Below are 14,007 nucleotides of genomic sequence, written 5' to 3'. Positions count from 1 at the left end.
GTGTTTCAGATGCTTTCATGGCATAATACGCCCCCGTTCCAGAAAAAGTTTGCCCCGATGTCTTTCACCCTGCGCCCGTACCAGCAAGAAGCCGTTGACGCCACCCTGCAACACTTCCGCCGTCACCCTACACCAGCGGTGATTGTGTTGCCGACCGGCGCCGGTAAAAGTTTGGTCATTGCTGAACTGGCACGCGTGGCGCGCGGTCGGGTGCTGGTGTTGGCCCATGTCAAAGAGTTAGTCGAACAAAACCACAGCAAATATCAGGCTTACGGTTTGCAGGCGGATATTTTCGCTGCCGGTTTGCAGCGCAAGCAAAGCGAGAGCAAGGTGGTGTTCGGCAGCGTGCAATCGGTGGCGCGTAATCTTGACCGTTTTGACAGCGCCTTTTCGCTGGTGATCGTCGATGAGTGCCATCGCATTAGTGACAATGAAGAAAGCCAGTACCAGCAGTTGTTTGCCCATTTGCGCCAGCATAATCCACAACTGCGCCTGCTTGGTCTCACTGCCACCCCTTTCCGCCTCGGAAAAGGCTGGATTTATCAGTTTCATTACCACGGTATGGTGCGTGGCGACCAGCAGGCACTGTTCCGTGACTGCATTTATGAACTGCCGCTGCGTTATATGATCAAACACGGCTTCCTTGTCCCGCCCGAACGACTGGATATGCCGGTGGTGCAGTACGATTTCAGCCGCCTGATCCCGCAAAATAATGGCTTATTCAGTGAAGCCGACCTCAATCGCGAGTTGAAGCAACAAAACCGTGTGACCCCGCATATCATCCGCCAGATTGTTGAATTCGCAGACGACCGGCGTGGTGTGATGGTGTTCGCGGCGACGGTGGAACATGCGCGCGAAATTCTGTCGCTGCTGCCAGAAAACAGTGCGCTGGTATCGGCAGAAACGGTGGTCAAAGAGCGCGATCGCATTATTAACGCTTTTAAAGCGCAGCAGCTGAAGTTTCTGGTGAATGTCGCGGTGCTGACCACCGGTTTTGATGCACCGCACGTGGATTTGATCGCCATTTTGCGCCCGACCGAATCCGTCAGCCTCTATCAGCAAATTGTTGGGCGCGGCCTGCGCCTGTCACCGGGTAAAACAGATTGCCTGATTCTGGATTATGCCGGCAATCCGCACGACCTTTTCACCCCTGAAGTCGGCACGCCAAAAGGTGCCAGCGACAATCAACCGGTACAGGTATTCTGCCCTTCCTGCGGATTCGCCAATACTTTCTGGGGAAAAGCCACCGAGGATGGCCATGTCATCGAACATTTTGGTCGCCGCTGTCAGGGTGTGCTGGAGGATGACGAGGGAAACCGTGAGCAGTGTGATTACCGTTTTCGTTTTAAAAGCTGCCCGGATTGCGGAGCAGAGAATGATATTGCCGCCCGCCGCTGCCATCAGTGTGACCGCATCATGGTGGATCCCGACGATATGCTCAAAGCGGCATTAAAACTGAAAGATGCCCGTGTATTGCGCTGTGGTGGCATGGCGCTGGAACAAGGCCGCGACGAGAAAGGGGAATGGCTTAAAGCCACCTATTTCGATGAGGATGGCACCAGCGTTAGCGAACGATTTCGTCTGCAAACGCCAGCACAACGTAAAGCCTTTGAGCAATTGTTTATGCGCCCACATCAGCGCGCGCCAGGCGTTGAGTTGGGCTGGCAAACCGCTGCCGATGTCATCGCTTTACAACCTCTTTTGCGTCATCCCGATTTTGTGGTGGCGCGCGCCAAAGGCCATTTTTGGCAAATTCGCGAAAAGATGTTTGATTATCAGGGCCGCTATCGCCGTGCCAATGAATTGCGTTAAGCGGCAGAATCATTTGCCCCGCCCTCTGAATATGGCTATAATCCCGCCCGCTTTTGCATCCGTAAAAGCATTTGAATAACCGTCCTGTTGCTGGGTCGCCTGTAGCAGGAACTATTGAAGAGATACAAGAATGACCACTTTCAACGCTGAAGTACGTAAAGAGCAGGGTAAGGGTGCGAGCCGCCGTCTGCGTGTAGCAAATAAATTCCCAGCCATCATCTATGGCGGAAACGAAGCACCAGTTGCTATCGAACTGGACCACGACGTTGTGATGAACCTGCAGGCTAAGCCTGAGTTCTACACCGACGTGCTGACCATCGTTGTTGATGGTAAAGAAATCAAAGTTAAAGCTCAGGCGGTGCAACGTCACCCGTTCAAGCCAAAACTGCACCACATCGACTTCGTTCGCGCTTAATCGCCAACGAGTTGAAAAGAGAACGCCGCATCTGCGGCGTTTTTTTTATGTCAAAATTCAGTTGCCGCCGGTTCGACGCTGCAACTGATCGCGCAGATTCGGCGGCGTACCTTTGATGGTCAAGGTATCGGTAGCGGGATCCCAGAAAATGCGCTCACCCAGCAGCATCGCATCAAAATTCAGGGTCATGCCCCCGCCGCTCCCGGCAAATTTGGTGAGCTGACGCAGTGTGCTGCGATCCGCTGGGAAGTGTTCCTCTAACTCGTACCCTTGTTCCTGCGTAAACGCCTGGAAGGTTTTCTCGCCTAGCGGAGGAAGTTCACTGGAAAGATCCTCCAGCGCGATCTCTTCACCCGCCTGCAATTGATCGTTGCAGTAGCTGTAAACCTGCTGACGATAATTCTGGCGTTCGTTTTTATCGAGATTCGACTCCGCACAGTAATCATCCACCGCCTGCAGTAAACCGCGGTTTTGCGCTTTCGTATCAAGACCGACACTGGCGCCGAGGAAATCCATGAAGAAGTCTGCCACTTTGCGCCCCACGCGGCCGCGCAGGAAAGTCAGATAGCGCGTCGATTCAGGATTGGTTTCCCATTCAGTGAGATCGATACGCGCCACAATGTCAGCGTGATTGATGTCGAGATAATGGGTGCTGCTGATATCCAACTGCTCGTTCACACGCATGCTCGACTGGCTGCTCAACATCGCCACCAGTAGATACTCCACCGCCAGATAGCGATAGTGTAAAAACAGCACCACGCCACTTTCGGCAAACGGATACTTGCCCAGTTCGTCACGCAGACGACCGGTCGCCGCACGGCTGAAAGCCAGAAAGTCATCTTCCCCTTTGCGGCAGTTGCGCAGCGCATCGGCTAACTCACTCTCTTCGTTGAACAAGCCATAGGCTTTACTCTTCGCGCTGTAAACCCGGTGCAACTCTTCCGCCATCTCTTCCACCGCACGGGTCGTCGGCAGCAAGGTATCGCGCAGGACCAGCTCCAGCTGGTTTTCATCACGTTTAACTAACTGATGCAGGGCAATCTGGTCGATATCCAGACTCATGGTAGACTCTCCTTTAGGCTCAGCCGCGTATTCAAACACCGCCTGCCGCTGCTTTCAACTGCACGCACAAACTGATCGTTCTGCTTGCGATAAAATTGCGGAAAAAAGTGCGTTGTTACGGTAATATACCGCCTTTTCACACTTGATTAGTCGACGATATGCCACAATCATCCCGTTACAGCGACGAGCGCGTAGAGAAGCTTCTCGCGCAGATGGCGCAGATTCTTGAAAAAGACAAAGCGCCAACCGACCTTTCCCTGATGGTTTTAGGGAACATGGTAACTAACTTGATCAACACCAGTGTCTCTCCGGCGCAGCGCCGTAGCCTGGCGAAATCATTCGCGGAAGCGTTGCAGTCTTCCGTACGCGATGACAACGCCCATTAAATTGCAGATCTGACTTCATAATATGGTAACCAACCGGCAGCGCTACCGCGAAAAAGTCTCCCAGATGATTAGCTGGGGGCACTGGTTTGCGCTTTTTAACATCATCTTTGCGCTGATTTTAGGTAGCCGCTATCTGTTGGTCGCTGACTGGCCCGCTTCGCTCGCGGGTCGCATCTATGCGTATACCAGTTGGATTGGCCACTTTAGCTTTATCGTGTTCGCCGGTTACCTGCTGGTTATTTTTCCGCTGACCTTTGTGGTCATGTCTCAACGCTTACTCAGGGTGCTATCAGCGATTATCGCCACCGCTGGGCTGACGTTGATCATGGTCGACAGTGCGGTGTTTAACCGCTTCCACCTGCACCTTAATCCGGTGGTGTGGGAGTTGGTTATCAACCCCGACCAAAGTGAAATGGCGCGTGACTGGCAGCTGATGTTCATTAGCGTGCCGCTGATTTTCCTGGTGGAGATGTTGTTCGCCACCTGGAGTTGGCAGAAGCTGCGCAGTCTTAATCGCCGCTCGTTCGGTAAGCCGTTGGCTGCGCTGTTTATTTCGGCCTTTTTTGCCAGCCACTTGATGTATATCTGGGCCGATGCGAACTTCTATCGCCCGATCACTATGCAGCGTGCCAATTTACCGCTCTCCTACCCCATGACAGCACGACGCTTTCTGGAGCGTCATGGCTTGCTGGATGCGCAAGAGTATCAGCGCCGCCTGGTACAACAAGGCGATCCTGAAGCGCTGTCAGTACAGTACCCGCTCAGTGATATTACCTTCCGCGATGGTGGCACACGCCATAACCTGCTGTTGCTGACAGTGGATGGTTTGAGCAATGAAAACCTGGATAAATCGCTGCCTTCGCTAAACCAATTCGCCAGCGACAATGTCCGATTCACGCAGCATTACAGTGCCGGATTGCAGCCAGAAAAAGGTCTGTTCGGTTTGTTCTATGGCATCTCGTCCAGCTATATGGATGGCGTACTGGCGGCACGAATGCCTTCGGCGCTGCTCAGTGCTTTGAATTCTCAGGGCTATCAGTTTGGGCTGTTCTCCTCTGATGGCTTTAGCCAACCACTGTATCGCCAGGCACTGTTAGCCGATTACAGCCTGCCGGATGCCGATACCCAACCGAACAGCAGCACCGTTAGCCAGTGGCAAAACTGGCTGAACGGTCAGAAAGGCAATGGTTCCCCATGGTTCTCATGGATTGCCTTAAACGGCGTGACGGTAAATGGTGACAGTGCCAAAGTGCGCCAGCGCAGCTACCTGCGTCAGGCTGTGGGCGTTGATGAGCAGATCGCCGCAGTATTGCAAACATTGCAACAGCGCGACTTGCTGAAAAATACCGTGGTGGTGGTGACGGCACAGCGAGCGGTGACGTTGAATGGCAATGATGACAATCCTGGCAATCGTGCAACGCTTCAAGTACCTCTGGTGGTGCACTGGCCAAATACGCCTGCGCAGACCATTGATCGTCTGACCGATCAGCAGGATGTGATGACCACGCTGATGCAGCGTCTGCTGCATGTGCGCACTAACCCGGCGAACTATTCACAGGGTGAAGATCTGTTCGCTGCCCAGCGTAGTCACAATTGGGTGGCGAGCAGCGAAGATGGCAGACTGGTGGTCACCACACCAACAGTGACGCTGGTGCTGAATAACAATGGCAGTTACAGCGCCTATGATGCAAAAGGCAAACCGTTGAAAGATCATAAGCCGCAACTGGCTCTGCTGTTGCAGGTGTTAACGGAAGAGAAGCGTTTCACGGCAAACTGATTAAATATGAGGCAGTTAAAACCTGCACATATTGCATTCGGTAGTGGAACCAGTAGACTACTGCCTCACGTTCGGCACGTAGCGCAGCCTGGTAGCGCACGGTCATGGGGTGTCCGGGGTCGGAGGTTCAAATCCTCTCGTGCCGACCAAAATCCCAAAAAAGCAGCCTTAATGGCTGCTTTTTATTGCCTTAAGCCTGACCAAACCTATCAATCTCAGTCTGATGTTTGTCGTGCCAGCCACTCTTCACGCGTCAACTCCCACGTCCCTGCCTCCAGCTCGCCCTCAACAAAGGTTTTGCGATAGGTATCGACTAAACGCATGCCGGTGCGTTCTGATATGCGGCGTGAGGCATGATTATCCATCGCCTTAGGCACGCGCAAACGTGGCTGCTGTAAATGTTCAAACCAAAATGCGGTCACTAATTCGCAAGCTTCACTCATCAAGCCCTGCCCTTGCCATTCAGGCACCAGCCAAAACCCGCGATTATCTTCCGCGCCCAGACGTAATGAAATCAGGCCAATGAGATTATCCGGCTGCGAACGATGGCGCAGGCTCCAGTGCCAGGCCTGCCCCGCAGCCATTGCCGGTAAGGCAATATCATCAATGTAGTGACTGGCCCCGTCAGCAGGAAAAGGCCAGGGCACGGTGTTGACCAGATGACGCACGATTTCCCAGCGCGGGAAAACTTGTTGAACCTGTAAGGCATCGTCACTTTGCAGCGGCAGAAGAATAAGACGCGCGGTGTCCAGACGGGGGATTTCCATTATGACCTCCTTGGTTAACCCTCTCAGTGATATCGGGAAATTGCACTTAAGGAAACCCTTTTTTCTATTTATCAATCACTCAACGAAAGCAACCAAAACGAAGCGGGATCACATTTCTCATCAAATATGACAGCATTTCACCTAATTGAAACAAAAATGTCATACAGTTTAATTACTCTTATCCTTCCTGTTTTTCGATGGACAATGATTATGGTCATCAAGGCAAAAAACCTGCAGGATGCGGAAGAACTCCTGCACTCAGGTATCAATAAAGTTGAACTGGCTTACGATATTGGCAGCGACGATTTCTTCCGTCTGGCCTCTCAGTGGTGTGAGCGCGGTGCGCGCATCACGAAAGGCAATCAGCACTTTGTGGTGCAGATCAAAGGCATGTCGATTCCGCCAAACCGTTAAAAGTCGGCAGTCCCTTTGACTTGCTCTCCTCGCAGCTGACTGGTAAAACTACGTTTTTCCGTCGGCTGTGATGCTTTATGTTTGCTTCTGAAACCCCACTTGCATTGCCCTCTCCCCCGTTTATCACCGCGGCTGCCATCCAGGCGGAAAAAGTGTCGATCGCCTGGTGTCAGTTTGATCAGCTCGCATGGCATAAAGACCTACATCAGCAATGGCAATTGCCGCTGCCGGTATCCCTTGAGAGTGCGGTAACCAAACGCAAAGCTGAGCATCTGGCAAGCCGCTGGCTGGCACAGCAGATGCTGGCACGCTTTGCGCTGCCGGATTTTGTGCTGCGCAATGCGCCCGACCGATCCCCAGTCTGGCCTGCGGGTGTTCAGGCATCGTTATCCCACTCTCAGCAGATGGCAGTTATCGCCGTGACGCAGGCACCGCTGTGTATTGGCGTGGATGTGGAACAGGTGATGGCGGAACAAACTGCGCTGGAGACGGTGGATTTACTGATGAGTGACAAAGAGCGCAGGTTGCTGGAAACACTGCCGCTGCCCTTTGCAGTTGCCGCGACCCTGCTGTTTTCAATGAAAGAGAGTCTGTACAAAGCGCTCTGGCCGCAATTGCATCAGCCTATGGAGTTCCTGCAAGCTGAGCTGGTTAATCTGGATATGTCGCAAGCGCAGGCAACGCTGCTCCTGACGCAAGACTTCTCCGCAGACTTTACCGCGCATACTCCTTTGCAGGCCCAGTTCTGGCTGCGTGATGATCGCATCATTACGCTGGTCAGCCACCCGCTACCAGACAATAAAAAACCGGCTCAGAAATAAACCCGAGCCGGTGACAACACAAGACGACAGAAGTGTTCCAGGGAGACAGAGACGAGGAATCTCTGTTGGAATTCACCTTACCCGTCAGACAACACTTTGCCCAATAAGGCTTTTCGCTAAGCTATCCCGCGTGGCGTTAATGGCCGGTGTCGGTGCGTTTAACCGCATCCAGTGTTGCCATTTCGCGCTCGTTGCCGGTCAGTTCGCTTAACTGGCCTTCACGCATCTCCAGTAAACGATCGGCATGAATGAAGTAATGATCATCATGGCTGATAGCAAACACGGTTTTGCCTGACGCCTGCAACCACGGCAGTAATTCACGGTAGAAGATGCGGCGGAAGTGTGGGTCCTGATCCGCGGCCCATTCATCAAGCAGCAAGATGTCACGCTCTTCTGCCGCCGCTAACAGCAGTGCAAGGCGTTTACTCTGTCCTTTAGACAGTTGCAGATTGAGTACCTTATTCCCCTGCAACTTCAGTTTGTCTTGCATCTTCAGGCGTTCAAGCCACTGCTGCACCAGCGCCGGATTGGCAGGCTGACCACCGTGGCTGATAAGACGATCAAACAGATGCACATCCGTAAACACCGCCGAGAAATGTTTACGATAAGCATCAAGATTATGACAATCCACCTCTTTCCCATCCAGCAACAGGCTACCGGACTGCGGCTGATACAGGCCAGTCAGTAGCATGGCCAGCGTCGATTTTCCGCTGCCGTTACCACCAATCAGAAACACCAGCTCACCCCGACGCAGCGTCAGATTAATCGGCCCTACCTGGAAACCGTGCTCGCCATAATGGAAGCAGACATCACGCAACTCCAGGGTTTGCCAGTCACGGGTTTGCGGCAGCGACTGGAACTGAGCATCGTAAGGTGCAAGGTCGAAGCTATTGATTTTGCGGTACGCCACCTGGGCACTCAACAGGGTTGGCAAGGCCCCAACGGCCGCCAGCAACGGAGTGCGTAAGAACAGCAAGGTTAATGAGTAGGTTGCCGCGACCGCCGTGTTCGCCCAGCCCAGCCCATTCGCCATAAAGAACACAATGCCGATCGCACCCAGCATCATGATATTTGACCAGTTAACCGCACTCAGATGGTAGGTATCGGCACGCACAATATGATGGCGATAACCCTTAGCATTTTCCTGATAAACCGTGTCATAAATCAGCTGCGCACGTTCGCGGTTAAGCTGCAGTTCTTTACGCCCTTCGATGATGGTCTGGAAATCGCGGTACAGGTCATCCTCAATTTCACGCAGCTTAGCCATGTGCTGATAAACACGCGACACCAGCAACCAGCCGCCCACCAGCGTCACCACCAGCCACAGCGAGGTGATCATCAGCATTTTGGGCGAAAGCCACGCCATATAGAGTGCAGAACCCAGGGTGATAATGATGCCCTGAATCAATTCAGGCAGCCGGACAAAGGCGATGGTGATGGCGCGGACATCGCTGGTGAGGCCGGCCAGCAAATGCGCGTTGCCAATCTGTTCAATACGCTCGATACGGGTATCCAGAATACGCTTGATGAATTCGCCACGCAGACGCCAGACAAAATGATGCCCCAGTAAGGTCAGCGCCAGCTGCGAGCCCAGCGTCACGGCCATGAGCAAAAACAGCTGGCCAAGGAAGCTCGGCAACACCGCAATGGAGGTATTCACCGCGACGATCAGCTCGTTATTGATATAGGCGATCAGCCCGATGCCCAGTGCAGCACTTAACAGGGTGAGAAGAATGACACCAATAAAAGGCCAGCGATACTGGCGATAAACCACATGCAGCAATGCCATTAACAGATTCCGGAGGTCAATAAAGCAGCCTGCAGTTTAATGGCGCATCAGTTGATAGCAAGAATAATTCTCATCCCACAGCCGGTTAATGGGCGCGGCGGAAAGTCAGGTTGTAACGGAAGGCGCCCGCATCAGGATGAATGCCCGGTTTAAGCGGTAAAATACCGTGATAGCGCAAGCGTGAGGGTCCGCCCCACACCACGATATCGCCATGTTCCAGCAGGACACGTTGCGTGGCGTTGCCGCGTTCGAAACCACCAAACTGAAACACGGCGGGCAATCCTAATGAGACGGAAACGATCGGCTGGCGCAGGTCCTTCTCATCTTTATCCTGATGCAACGTCAGCTTTGCCCCGGGTTCGTAGCGATTGATCAGGCAGGCGTCTGGGTTAAAGCCGGCAAAACCGGCCTCGCGCGCGGTCTGCTGCGCGAGTTGCAGGAACAGCGCAGGCATCGGCGGCCATTTGTGACCACTGCTGTTGTCCTGCTCAGTGTATTGGTAGCCGCGCGAATCGCTCGACCAGCCTAAATTCCCGCAGTTGGTCATCGCCACCGACATGCGGTGACCACCCGGCGTGATGCGATGGGCAAACGGGTTCTGTTCAGCGATGCTATGGATTGCATCCAAAAGCGCATTGGCCTCATCGCGTGCGCGGCGGCGCAAAATCACCGCGCCTTCCGCCAGCGGCTCCTGCCAGGGAGCCTCTTCACTAAACAGATCCAACATATGCGCCTCCCGGGCTTACTTGTCTTCCTGATCGATCAGGAACGATTTAAATTGCGGTGACATCCAGTGCGTAAACCCCTCGCCCTGTTTGGTGATGAGATACACCGCCAGATGCTCTTTTATAGCTAATGCTTTAGCGCGTTCTGTGCCCAGCACCATTAAGCCGGTATCCCAGCCGTCGGCTTCCAGCGCGGTGGTGGCTATCACCGTTGCCGAGACCAGTTTATGGTCGATTGGACGCCCTGTCGCGGGGTCGATCACGTGCGAAATTCGCTTACCATCCAGTTCATAATAGTTGCGATAGCTCCCCGAGGTGCTGATACCGTGCCCTTGCAAATCCACACGCGCTTCCACCGCATTTTCCCGATCGGTGGGTTTCTGGATCGCCACACGCCAAGGCTGATTGCTGGCATTCATGCCGCGACTGAGTACTGCGCCCCCCACTGAGACCAAATAATGGGTGATGCCCTGTTGTTCCATCAGCCGGGCCAGGTGATCGGTGGCATACCCTTCCCCCATGGTAGAGAGATCCACATAAAGCGTAGGCAGATCTTTTTGCAGCCACTGCCCCTCAACCGTCTGGATAACGTGCAGGTGTTGCAGGCCCGTCTGCGCTTTGGCAGCGTTAATCTCCGCATCCGTTGGGGTATGCGCGGGCTGTTTTACCGGCCCAAAGCCCCACAAATTCACCAACGGCCCAACGGTGATATCCATCGCGCCGCTGGTCTTCTTTCCGATGCGCAACGCTTCAACCACAATGTCTGCCATATCAGCACTGATCGGCTGGGGGTCGCTACCTTGATATTGGTTAAAGCGCGACAGCACTGAATCTTTTTTCCATGTTGAAAGCGCGTGGTCATCCTGATCTAACTGCTGCTGAATAACCTGCTGCAATGCGTCTTTACGTTGAGGTTCGACGCCTGCCAGACTGACACGCCATACCGTGCCCATGGTTTTACCTTCCAGCACCATTGCCGAACGCGTTGGTGCTTGGTCACAGCCACTCAGGCCAACTGCTAACGCACTAATCAGCAGAATATTCTTAAAGTACATCCATACCTCATCTGTAACGCATTCATTCATCCTGTTTCAAAGCATAAACAACTTGTAAAACAGGCTAAAGCTGCTTGATGTTAAACCAAAGCTGACTCAGGATATCTCGTTCCCGCACGACAACGAATACAGGAACGCCAGATGATGATTTATATGATTGTTGCCGTATCCGCCGGCCTGTTTATTTTTGGGGCTTATCGCTGCTGGCAAACTTATCGCCATCGCCTTATCCAGCACTACCCTTCCCGTCGGCGTTAAATTTTTGCACCACTAACTATCATTCTGCACCGCGTCAGCGCTGACGCACTATAGCAAAGCCGCGAAGAGTCGCGTGGCGCTGAGAGCGGTGATCTGGCATGAATTCTGCACGGTTGAGACTGGGTTGAACATCAGCGAGGTGCAGAATGGAAAAGAACAAAACAGAACAGAAATGGCAGCAATGGCTGCGTTTCTCAGCGTTTACGCTAGCAGGCGTAGCGATGGAAGGTAGCGCGCCGGCGCTTAGCATGCCGGCGCAACCCGCGCCCAAAGCGAAGAAATGGCGATCGATGCAGTAACGCCTACAACCCCAAATCACTCAAGCCCGGATGATCGTCCGGGCGCCTTCCCACAGGCCAGTGAAACAGGCGTTGCTCTGGCTTGATCGGCAGATCATTAATGCAGGCGAAACGCTGAATCATCAAACCGTCTGCCCCAAAATGCCAGTTCTCGTTACCGTAACTGCGGAACCAGTTGCCGCTGTCATCGTGCCACTCATAGGCAAAGCGCACCGCCAGTTTGTCTTCATGCCACGCCCACAACTCTTTGATCAGGCGATACTCTAACTCTTTCGCCCACTTCCGCTGCAGAAATGACAGGACTTCAGCGCGACCGTTAACGAATTCGCTGCGGTTACGCCACCGCGTATCTTCACTGTATACCTGCGACACACGCTGTGCATCGCAGCTGTTCCAGGCGTCTTCTGCCATACGCACTTTTTGCAGCGCAGTTTGTTGATTGAATGGGGGCACCAGCATGATATTCTCCTCTGCATGTAGACAGATCTGTCTACTTGATTCATCCTGCCGTATGTAGACAATTCTGTCTACCTGTAAGATCGGAAAATTTATATGCTTGCTCCGTTAGAACTTGATGCCAGCGCTACCGCCCGTGAACGGATTCTTCTCAGCGCTCAGCAATTATTTTATCAACAGGGCATCCGTGCCACCGGCGTGGATAAGGTGATTGCCGCAGCTGGCGTGACGAAAGTGACTTTTTATCGCCACTTCCCGGCGAAGAATGCGCTCATTGTGGCGTTTTTGCAGTTACGTCATCAGCGCTGGATGTCAGCATTTAGAATGTCTCTGACGCAGGATAACGACCTGATTAGCGCCCTGCCCGCGACCTTACTGAGTTGGTTTAATGACGCGGATTACCGTGGCTGCGCCTTTATTAATACGGCAGCAGAGTTGGGGAATTCGCTTGAAGAAGCCAGCATGCTGATTCGTCAGCATAAACAAGACATGGCGCAGGCGATTGCAGAGAGGCTGACGGCTGAGCAGCAGTGGAAAACCGCGCAGATTGTGCTGCTGGTCGAAGGTGCTATCGTTCAGGTGCAGATTGGAGAAGATGCGGCAACGATTGTTGGGGTATTAAAAGAGGCTTTGGCGCAGTTGCTTGGTTCAGCGTAGCGGCGGCCCTTAGGCCGCCGAAGAGCGCACCGAAGTGCGCTGCTACAGAGTCGGTATTAGAACTGGTAAACCAGACCCAGCGCCACAATGTCGTCAGTGTTGATGCCAGCCGCATTGGTGAAGTTGTTGTCGTCCAGCAGGTTGATCTGGTAATCAACATAGGTCGACATGTTTTTGTTGAAGTAGTAGGTTGCGCCCACATCAACATATTTTTTCAGGTTCTGATCGCCATAGTTCTCTACGTTGCCGCGAGAAGAGATGAACGCCAGGGATGGACGCAGACCGAAGTCGAACTGGTACTGAGCAACCAATTCCCAGTTATCAGCGGTATCAGCGTAGCCGTAAGAGGTGGCACTGCTTGAACCAAAGCGAGTTGCGTTGTTGGTACGGGTGTACATTGCCGCCAGGTAGATATTGTTGGCATCATATTTCAGGCCGCCGGTGTAGGCTGCCGCTTTATCACCACGTCCCAGGATAGCGCCGGTGTTCTGGTTGTTAGTACGGTCAGACTGGAACATCGCCGCACCAATACCAAAGCCCGCACCCAGATCATAGGTGGTGCTCAGGCCGTATCCATCACCGTTCTCACCCAGCACGTCACGACCGGTGGTTGATTCGGTTGGGTTGTCATTTTTGCCTTGATACTGTACTGCGAAGTTCCAGCCGTCCACCAGACCAAAGAAGTTGGAGTTACGGTAGGTCGCCATGCCGTTACCGCGCTGGAACATGAACTGATCCGCGCCGTAAGTATCACCACCAAACTCTGGCAATACGTCAGTCCAGCCTGCAACGTCATAGATTACGCCGTAGTTACGGCCGTAGTCGAAGGATCCAGCATCGCCGAATTTCACACCAGCAAAGCCGACACGGGTAAAGCTGTTAGCGGTGCCTTCAGCTTCAGAGGTGTTCAGGGCTGCCTGGTATTCCCACTGGCCATAGCCAGTGATTTGATCAGAAACCTGGGTTTCACCTTTGAAACCAAAACGCAGGTAGGACTGGTCACCATCTGAGCCAGAGTTGTCAGAGAAATAGTGCAGACCATCGACTTTGCCGTAGAGGTCTAATTTGTTGCCATCTTTGTTATAAATTTCAGCTGCGCTTGCTGATCCTGCAACCAGCAATGCAGGGATCATCAGGGAGATAACGCGACGTTTCATTTTATTACCCTCTGTAATGTGCCTTTATTTATGCCACTGCGAACTGAACGATTAAAAATTCAGCCGGCAAGCCATTGTTATTTTATACGGGGCAATAATCTATCACGAAAATGATACTAAATTTCCAAAAGTGTTTCATTGTATTTAATAGTTATTT

Annotated in this window: 16 protein-coding genes and 1 tRNA gene; 10 read left to right on the top strand and 7 right to left on the bottom strand. The window is 53.0% G+C overall.

The genetic code is table 11. The features are described 5' to 3' along the window. Nucleotides 1-57 precede the first annotated feature (57 nt). Both radD and rplY read left to right on the top strand, forming a co-directional pair. Nucleotides 58-1,812 (top strand): DNA repair helicase RadD, encoded by a 1,755-nt coding sequence (radD, locus tag PSSD_RS02275; protein ID WP_058969194.1) that lies wholly within the window; start codon nucleotides 58-60, stop codon nucleotides 1,810-1,812. Between the two features lie 130 nt (nucleotides 1,813-1,942). Next, nucleotides 1,943-2,227, top strand: coding sequence for a 50S ribosomal protein L25 (gene rplY, locus PSSD_RS02270; RefSeq protein ID WP_039333718.1), 285 nt, complete (start codon nucleotides 1,943-1,945; stop codon nucleotides 2,225-2,227). 57 nt (nucleotides 2,228-2,284) lie between these two features. On the opposite strand, the gene yejK is transcribed toward rplY, so the two are convergent. After that, nucleotides 2,285-3,289, bottom strand: a complete 1,005-nt coding sequence (gene yejK, locus PSSD_RS02265; protein WP_058969192.1) for a nucleoid-associated protein YejK — start codon at nucleotides 3,287-3,289, stop codon at nucleotides 2,285-2,287. A gap of 158 nt (nucleotides 3,290-3,447) precedes the next feature. Between yejK and PSSD_RS02260 the strand changes: the two genes are divergently transcribed. From PSSD_RS02260 to PSSD_RS02250, 3 genes are all read left to right on the top strand, one after another. Next, complete coding sequence (locus PSSD_RS02260) at nucleotides 3,448-3,675, top strand: YejL family protein (protein WP_034824987.1); 228 nt, start codon at nucleotides 3,448-3,450, stop codon at nucleotides 3,673-3,675. Between the two features lie 22 nt (nucleotides 3,676-3,697). Further along, nucleotides 3,698-5,452, top strand: coding sequence for an LPS biosynthesis-modulating metalloenzyme YejM (gene yejM / locus PSSD_RS02255; RefSeq protein ID WP_058969190.1), 1,755 nt, complete (start codon nucleotides 3,698-3,700; stop codon nucleotides 5,450-5,452). 72 nt (nucleotides 5,453-5,524) lie between these two features. After that, nucleotides 5,525-5,601 (top strand) — tRNA-Pro (locus PSSD_RS02250). A 66-nt stretch (nucleotides 5,602-5,667) separates the two neighbouring features. Here PSSD_RS02250 and PSSD_RS02245 read toward each other — a convergent pair. Beyond that, nucleotides 5,668-6,219 (bottom strand): GNAT family N-acetyltransferase, encoded by a 552-nt coding sequence (locus PSSD_RS02245; protein ID WP_058969188.1) that lies wholly within the window; start codon nucleotides 6,217-6,219, stop codon nucleotides 5,668-5,670. Nucleotides 6,220-6,429: 210 nt separating this feature from the next. On the opposite strand from PSSD_RS02245, the gene PSSD_RS02240 reads away from it, so the two are divergent. Together PSSD_RS02240 and PSSD_RS02235 are read left to right on the top strand one after the other, a co-directional pair. After that, nucleotides 6,430-6,633 carry a hypothetical protein gene (locus PSSD_RS02240; RefSeq protein ID WP_039328329.1) on the top strand — a complete coding sequence of 68 codons (204 nt, stop codon included), beginning with the start codon at nucleotides 6,430-6,432 and terminating at the stop codon, nucleotides 6,631-6,633. Between the two features lie 77 nt (nucleotides 6,634-6,710). After that, nucleotides 6,711-7,454 (top strand): 4'-phosphopantetheinyl transferase family protein, encoded by a 744-nt coding sequence (locus tag PSSD_RS02235; RefSeq protein WP_058969186.1) that lies wholly within the window; start codon nucleotides 6,711-6,713, stop codon nucleotides 7,452-7,454. A gap of 136 nt (nucleotides 7,455-7,590) precedes the next feature. Here the strand turns inward: PSSD_RS02235 and PSSD_RS02230 are convergent, their stop codons facing one another. From PSSD_RS02230 to apbE, 3 genes are all read right to left on the bottom strand, one after another. Then, nucleotides 7,591-9,243 carry a multidrug ABC transporter permease/ATP-binding protein gene (locus tag PSSD_RS02230; RefSeq protein WP_039328331.1) on the bottom strand — a complete coding sequence of 551 codons (1,653 nt, stop codon included), beginning with the start codon at nucleotides 9,241-9,243 and terminating at the stop codon, nucleotides 7,591-7,593. A gap of 85 nt (nucleotides 9,244-9,328) precedes the next feature. Next, nucleotides 9,329-9,970, bottom strand: a complete 642-nt coding sequence (alkB, locus tag PSSD_RS02225) for a DNA oxidative demethylase AlkB (RefSeq protein WP_058969183.1) — start codon at nucleotides 9,968-9,970, stop codon at nucleotides 9,329-9,331. Nucleotides 9,971-9,985: 15 nt separating this feature from the next. Then, nucleotides 9,986-11,023, bottom strand: a complete 1,038-nt coding sequence (apbE, locus tag PSSD_RS02220) for an FAD:protein FMN transferase ApbE (RefSeq protein ID WP_058969181.1) — start codon at nucleotides 11,021-11,023, stop codon at nucleotides 9,986-9,988. A gap of 141 nt (nucleotides 11,024-11,164) precedes the next feature. Between apbE and PSSD_RS27930 the strand changes: the two genes are divergently transcribed. Then, nucleotides 11,165-11,281 (top strand): response regulator, encoded by a 117-nt coding sequence (locus PSSD_RS27930; protein ID WP_231568828.1) that lies wholly within the window; start codon nucleotides 11,165-11,167, stop codon nucleotides 11,279-11,281. A gap of 146 nt (nucleotides 11,282-11,427) precedes the next feature. Continuing rightward, complete coding sequence (locus PSSD_RS27695) at nucleotides 11,428-11,580, top strand: hypothetical protein (protein WP_167347653.1); 153 nt, start codon at nucleotides 11,428-11,430, stop codon at nucleotides 11,578-11,580. A 3-nt stretch (nucleotides 11,581-11,583) separates the two neighbouring features. Here the strand turns inward: PSSD_RS27695 and PSSD_RS02215 are convergent, their stop codons facing one another. Beyond that, nucleotides 11,584-12,039: a nuclear transport factor 2 family protein gene (locus PSSD_RS02215; protein WP_058969180.1), complete on the bottom strand. Its 456-nt coding sequence runs from the start codon at nucleotides 12,037-12,039 to the stop codon at nucleotides 11,584-11,586. A gap of 93 nt (nucleotides 12,040-12,132) precedes the next feature. On the opposite strand from PSSD_RS02215, the gene PSSD_RS02210 reads away from it, so the two are divergent. After that, nucleotides 12,133-12,693, top strand: a complete 561-nt coding sequence (locus tag PSSD_RS02210; RefSeq protein WP_058969178.1) for a TetR/AcrR family transcriptional regulator — start codon at nucleotides 12,133-12,135, stop codon at nucleotides 12,691-12,693. A gap of 56 nt (nucleotides 12,694-12,749) precedes the next feature. On the opposite strand, the gene ompC is transcribed toward PSSD_RS02210, so the two are convergent. Further along, nucleotides 12,750-13,850, bottom strand: coding sequence for a porin OmpC (gene ompC, locus PSSD_RS02205; RefSeq protein ID WP_058969176.1), 1,101 nt, complete (start codon nucleotides 13,848-13,850; stop codon nucleotides 12,750-12,752). Between the last annotated feature and the right edge of the window lie 157 nt (nucleotides 13,851-14,007).

The organism is Type-D symbiont of Plautia stali (assembly GCF_001485335.1).
GTDB lineage: Bacteria > Pseudomonadota > Gammaproteobacteria > Enterobacterales > Enterobacteriaceae > Pantoea > Pantoea vagans_C.
This window is presented reverse-complemented; position numbering and strand designations above follow the sequence as displayed.

Coding starts and splice junctions, on each gene's coding strand:
- alkB (WP_058969183.1), bottom strand. CDS start 9,970: ATGTTGGATCTGTTTAGTGAAGAGGCTCCCTGGCAGGAGCCGCTGGCG.
- yejK (WP_058969192.1), bottom strand. CDS start 3,289: ATGAGTCTGGATATCGACCAGATTGCCCTGCATCAGTTAGTTAAACGT.
- radD (WP_058969194.1), top strand. CDS start 58: ATGTCTTTCACCCTGCGCCCGTACCAGCAAGAAGCCGTTGACGCCACC.
- yejM (WP_058969190.1), top strand. CDS start 3,698: ATGGTAACCAACCGGCAGCGCTACCGCGAAAAAGTCTCCCAGATGATT.
- PSSD_RS02210 (WP_058969178.1), top strand. CDS start 12,133: ATGCTTGCTCCGTTAGAACTTGATGCCAGCGCTACCGCCCGTGAACGG.
- PSSD_RS02260 (WP_034824987.1), top strand. CDS start 3,448: ATGCCACAATCATCCCGTTACAGCGACGAGCGCGTAGAGAAGCTTCTC.
- PSSD_RS02240 (WP_039328329.1), top strand. CDS start 6,430: ATGGTCATCAAGGCAAAAAACCTGCAGGATGCGGAAGAACTCCTGCAC.
- PSSD_RS02245 (WP_058969188.1), bottom strand. CDS start 6,219: ATGGAAATCCCCCGTCTGGACACCGCGCGTCTTATTCTTCTGCCGCTG.
- ompC (WP_058969176.1), bottom strand. CDS start 13,850: ATGAAACGTCGCGTTATCTCCCTGATGATCCCTGCATTGCTGGTTGCA.
- PSSD_RS27930 (WP_231568828.1), top strand. CDS start 11,165: ATGATGATTTATATGATTGTTGCCGTATCCGCCGGCCTGTTTATTTTT.
- PSSD_RS27695 (WP_167347653.1), top strand. CDS start 11,428: ATGGAAAAGAACAAAACAGAACAGAAATGGCAGCAATGGCTGCGTTTC.
- apbE (WP_058969181.1), bottom strand. CDS start 11,023: ATGTACTTTAAGAATATTCTGCTGATTAGTGCGTTAGCAGTTGGCCTG.
- rplY (WP_039333718.1), top strand. CDS start 1,943: ATGACCACTTTCAACGCTGAAGTACGTAAAGAGCAGGGTAAGGGTGCG.
- PSSD_RS02215 (WP_058969180.1), bottom strand. CDS start 12,039: ATGCTGGTGCCCCCATTCAATCAACAAACTGCGCTGCAAAAAGTGCGT.
- PSSD_RS02235 (WP_058969186.1), top strand. CDS start 6,711: ATGTTTGCTTCTGAAACCCCACTTGCATTGCCCTCTCCCCCGTTTATC.
- PSSD_RS02230 (WP_039328331.1), bottom strand. CDS start 9,243: ATGGCATTGCTGCATGTGGTTTATCGCCAGTATCGCTGGCCTTTTATT.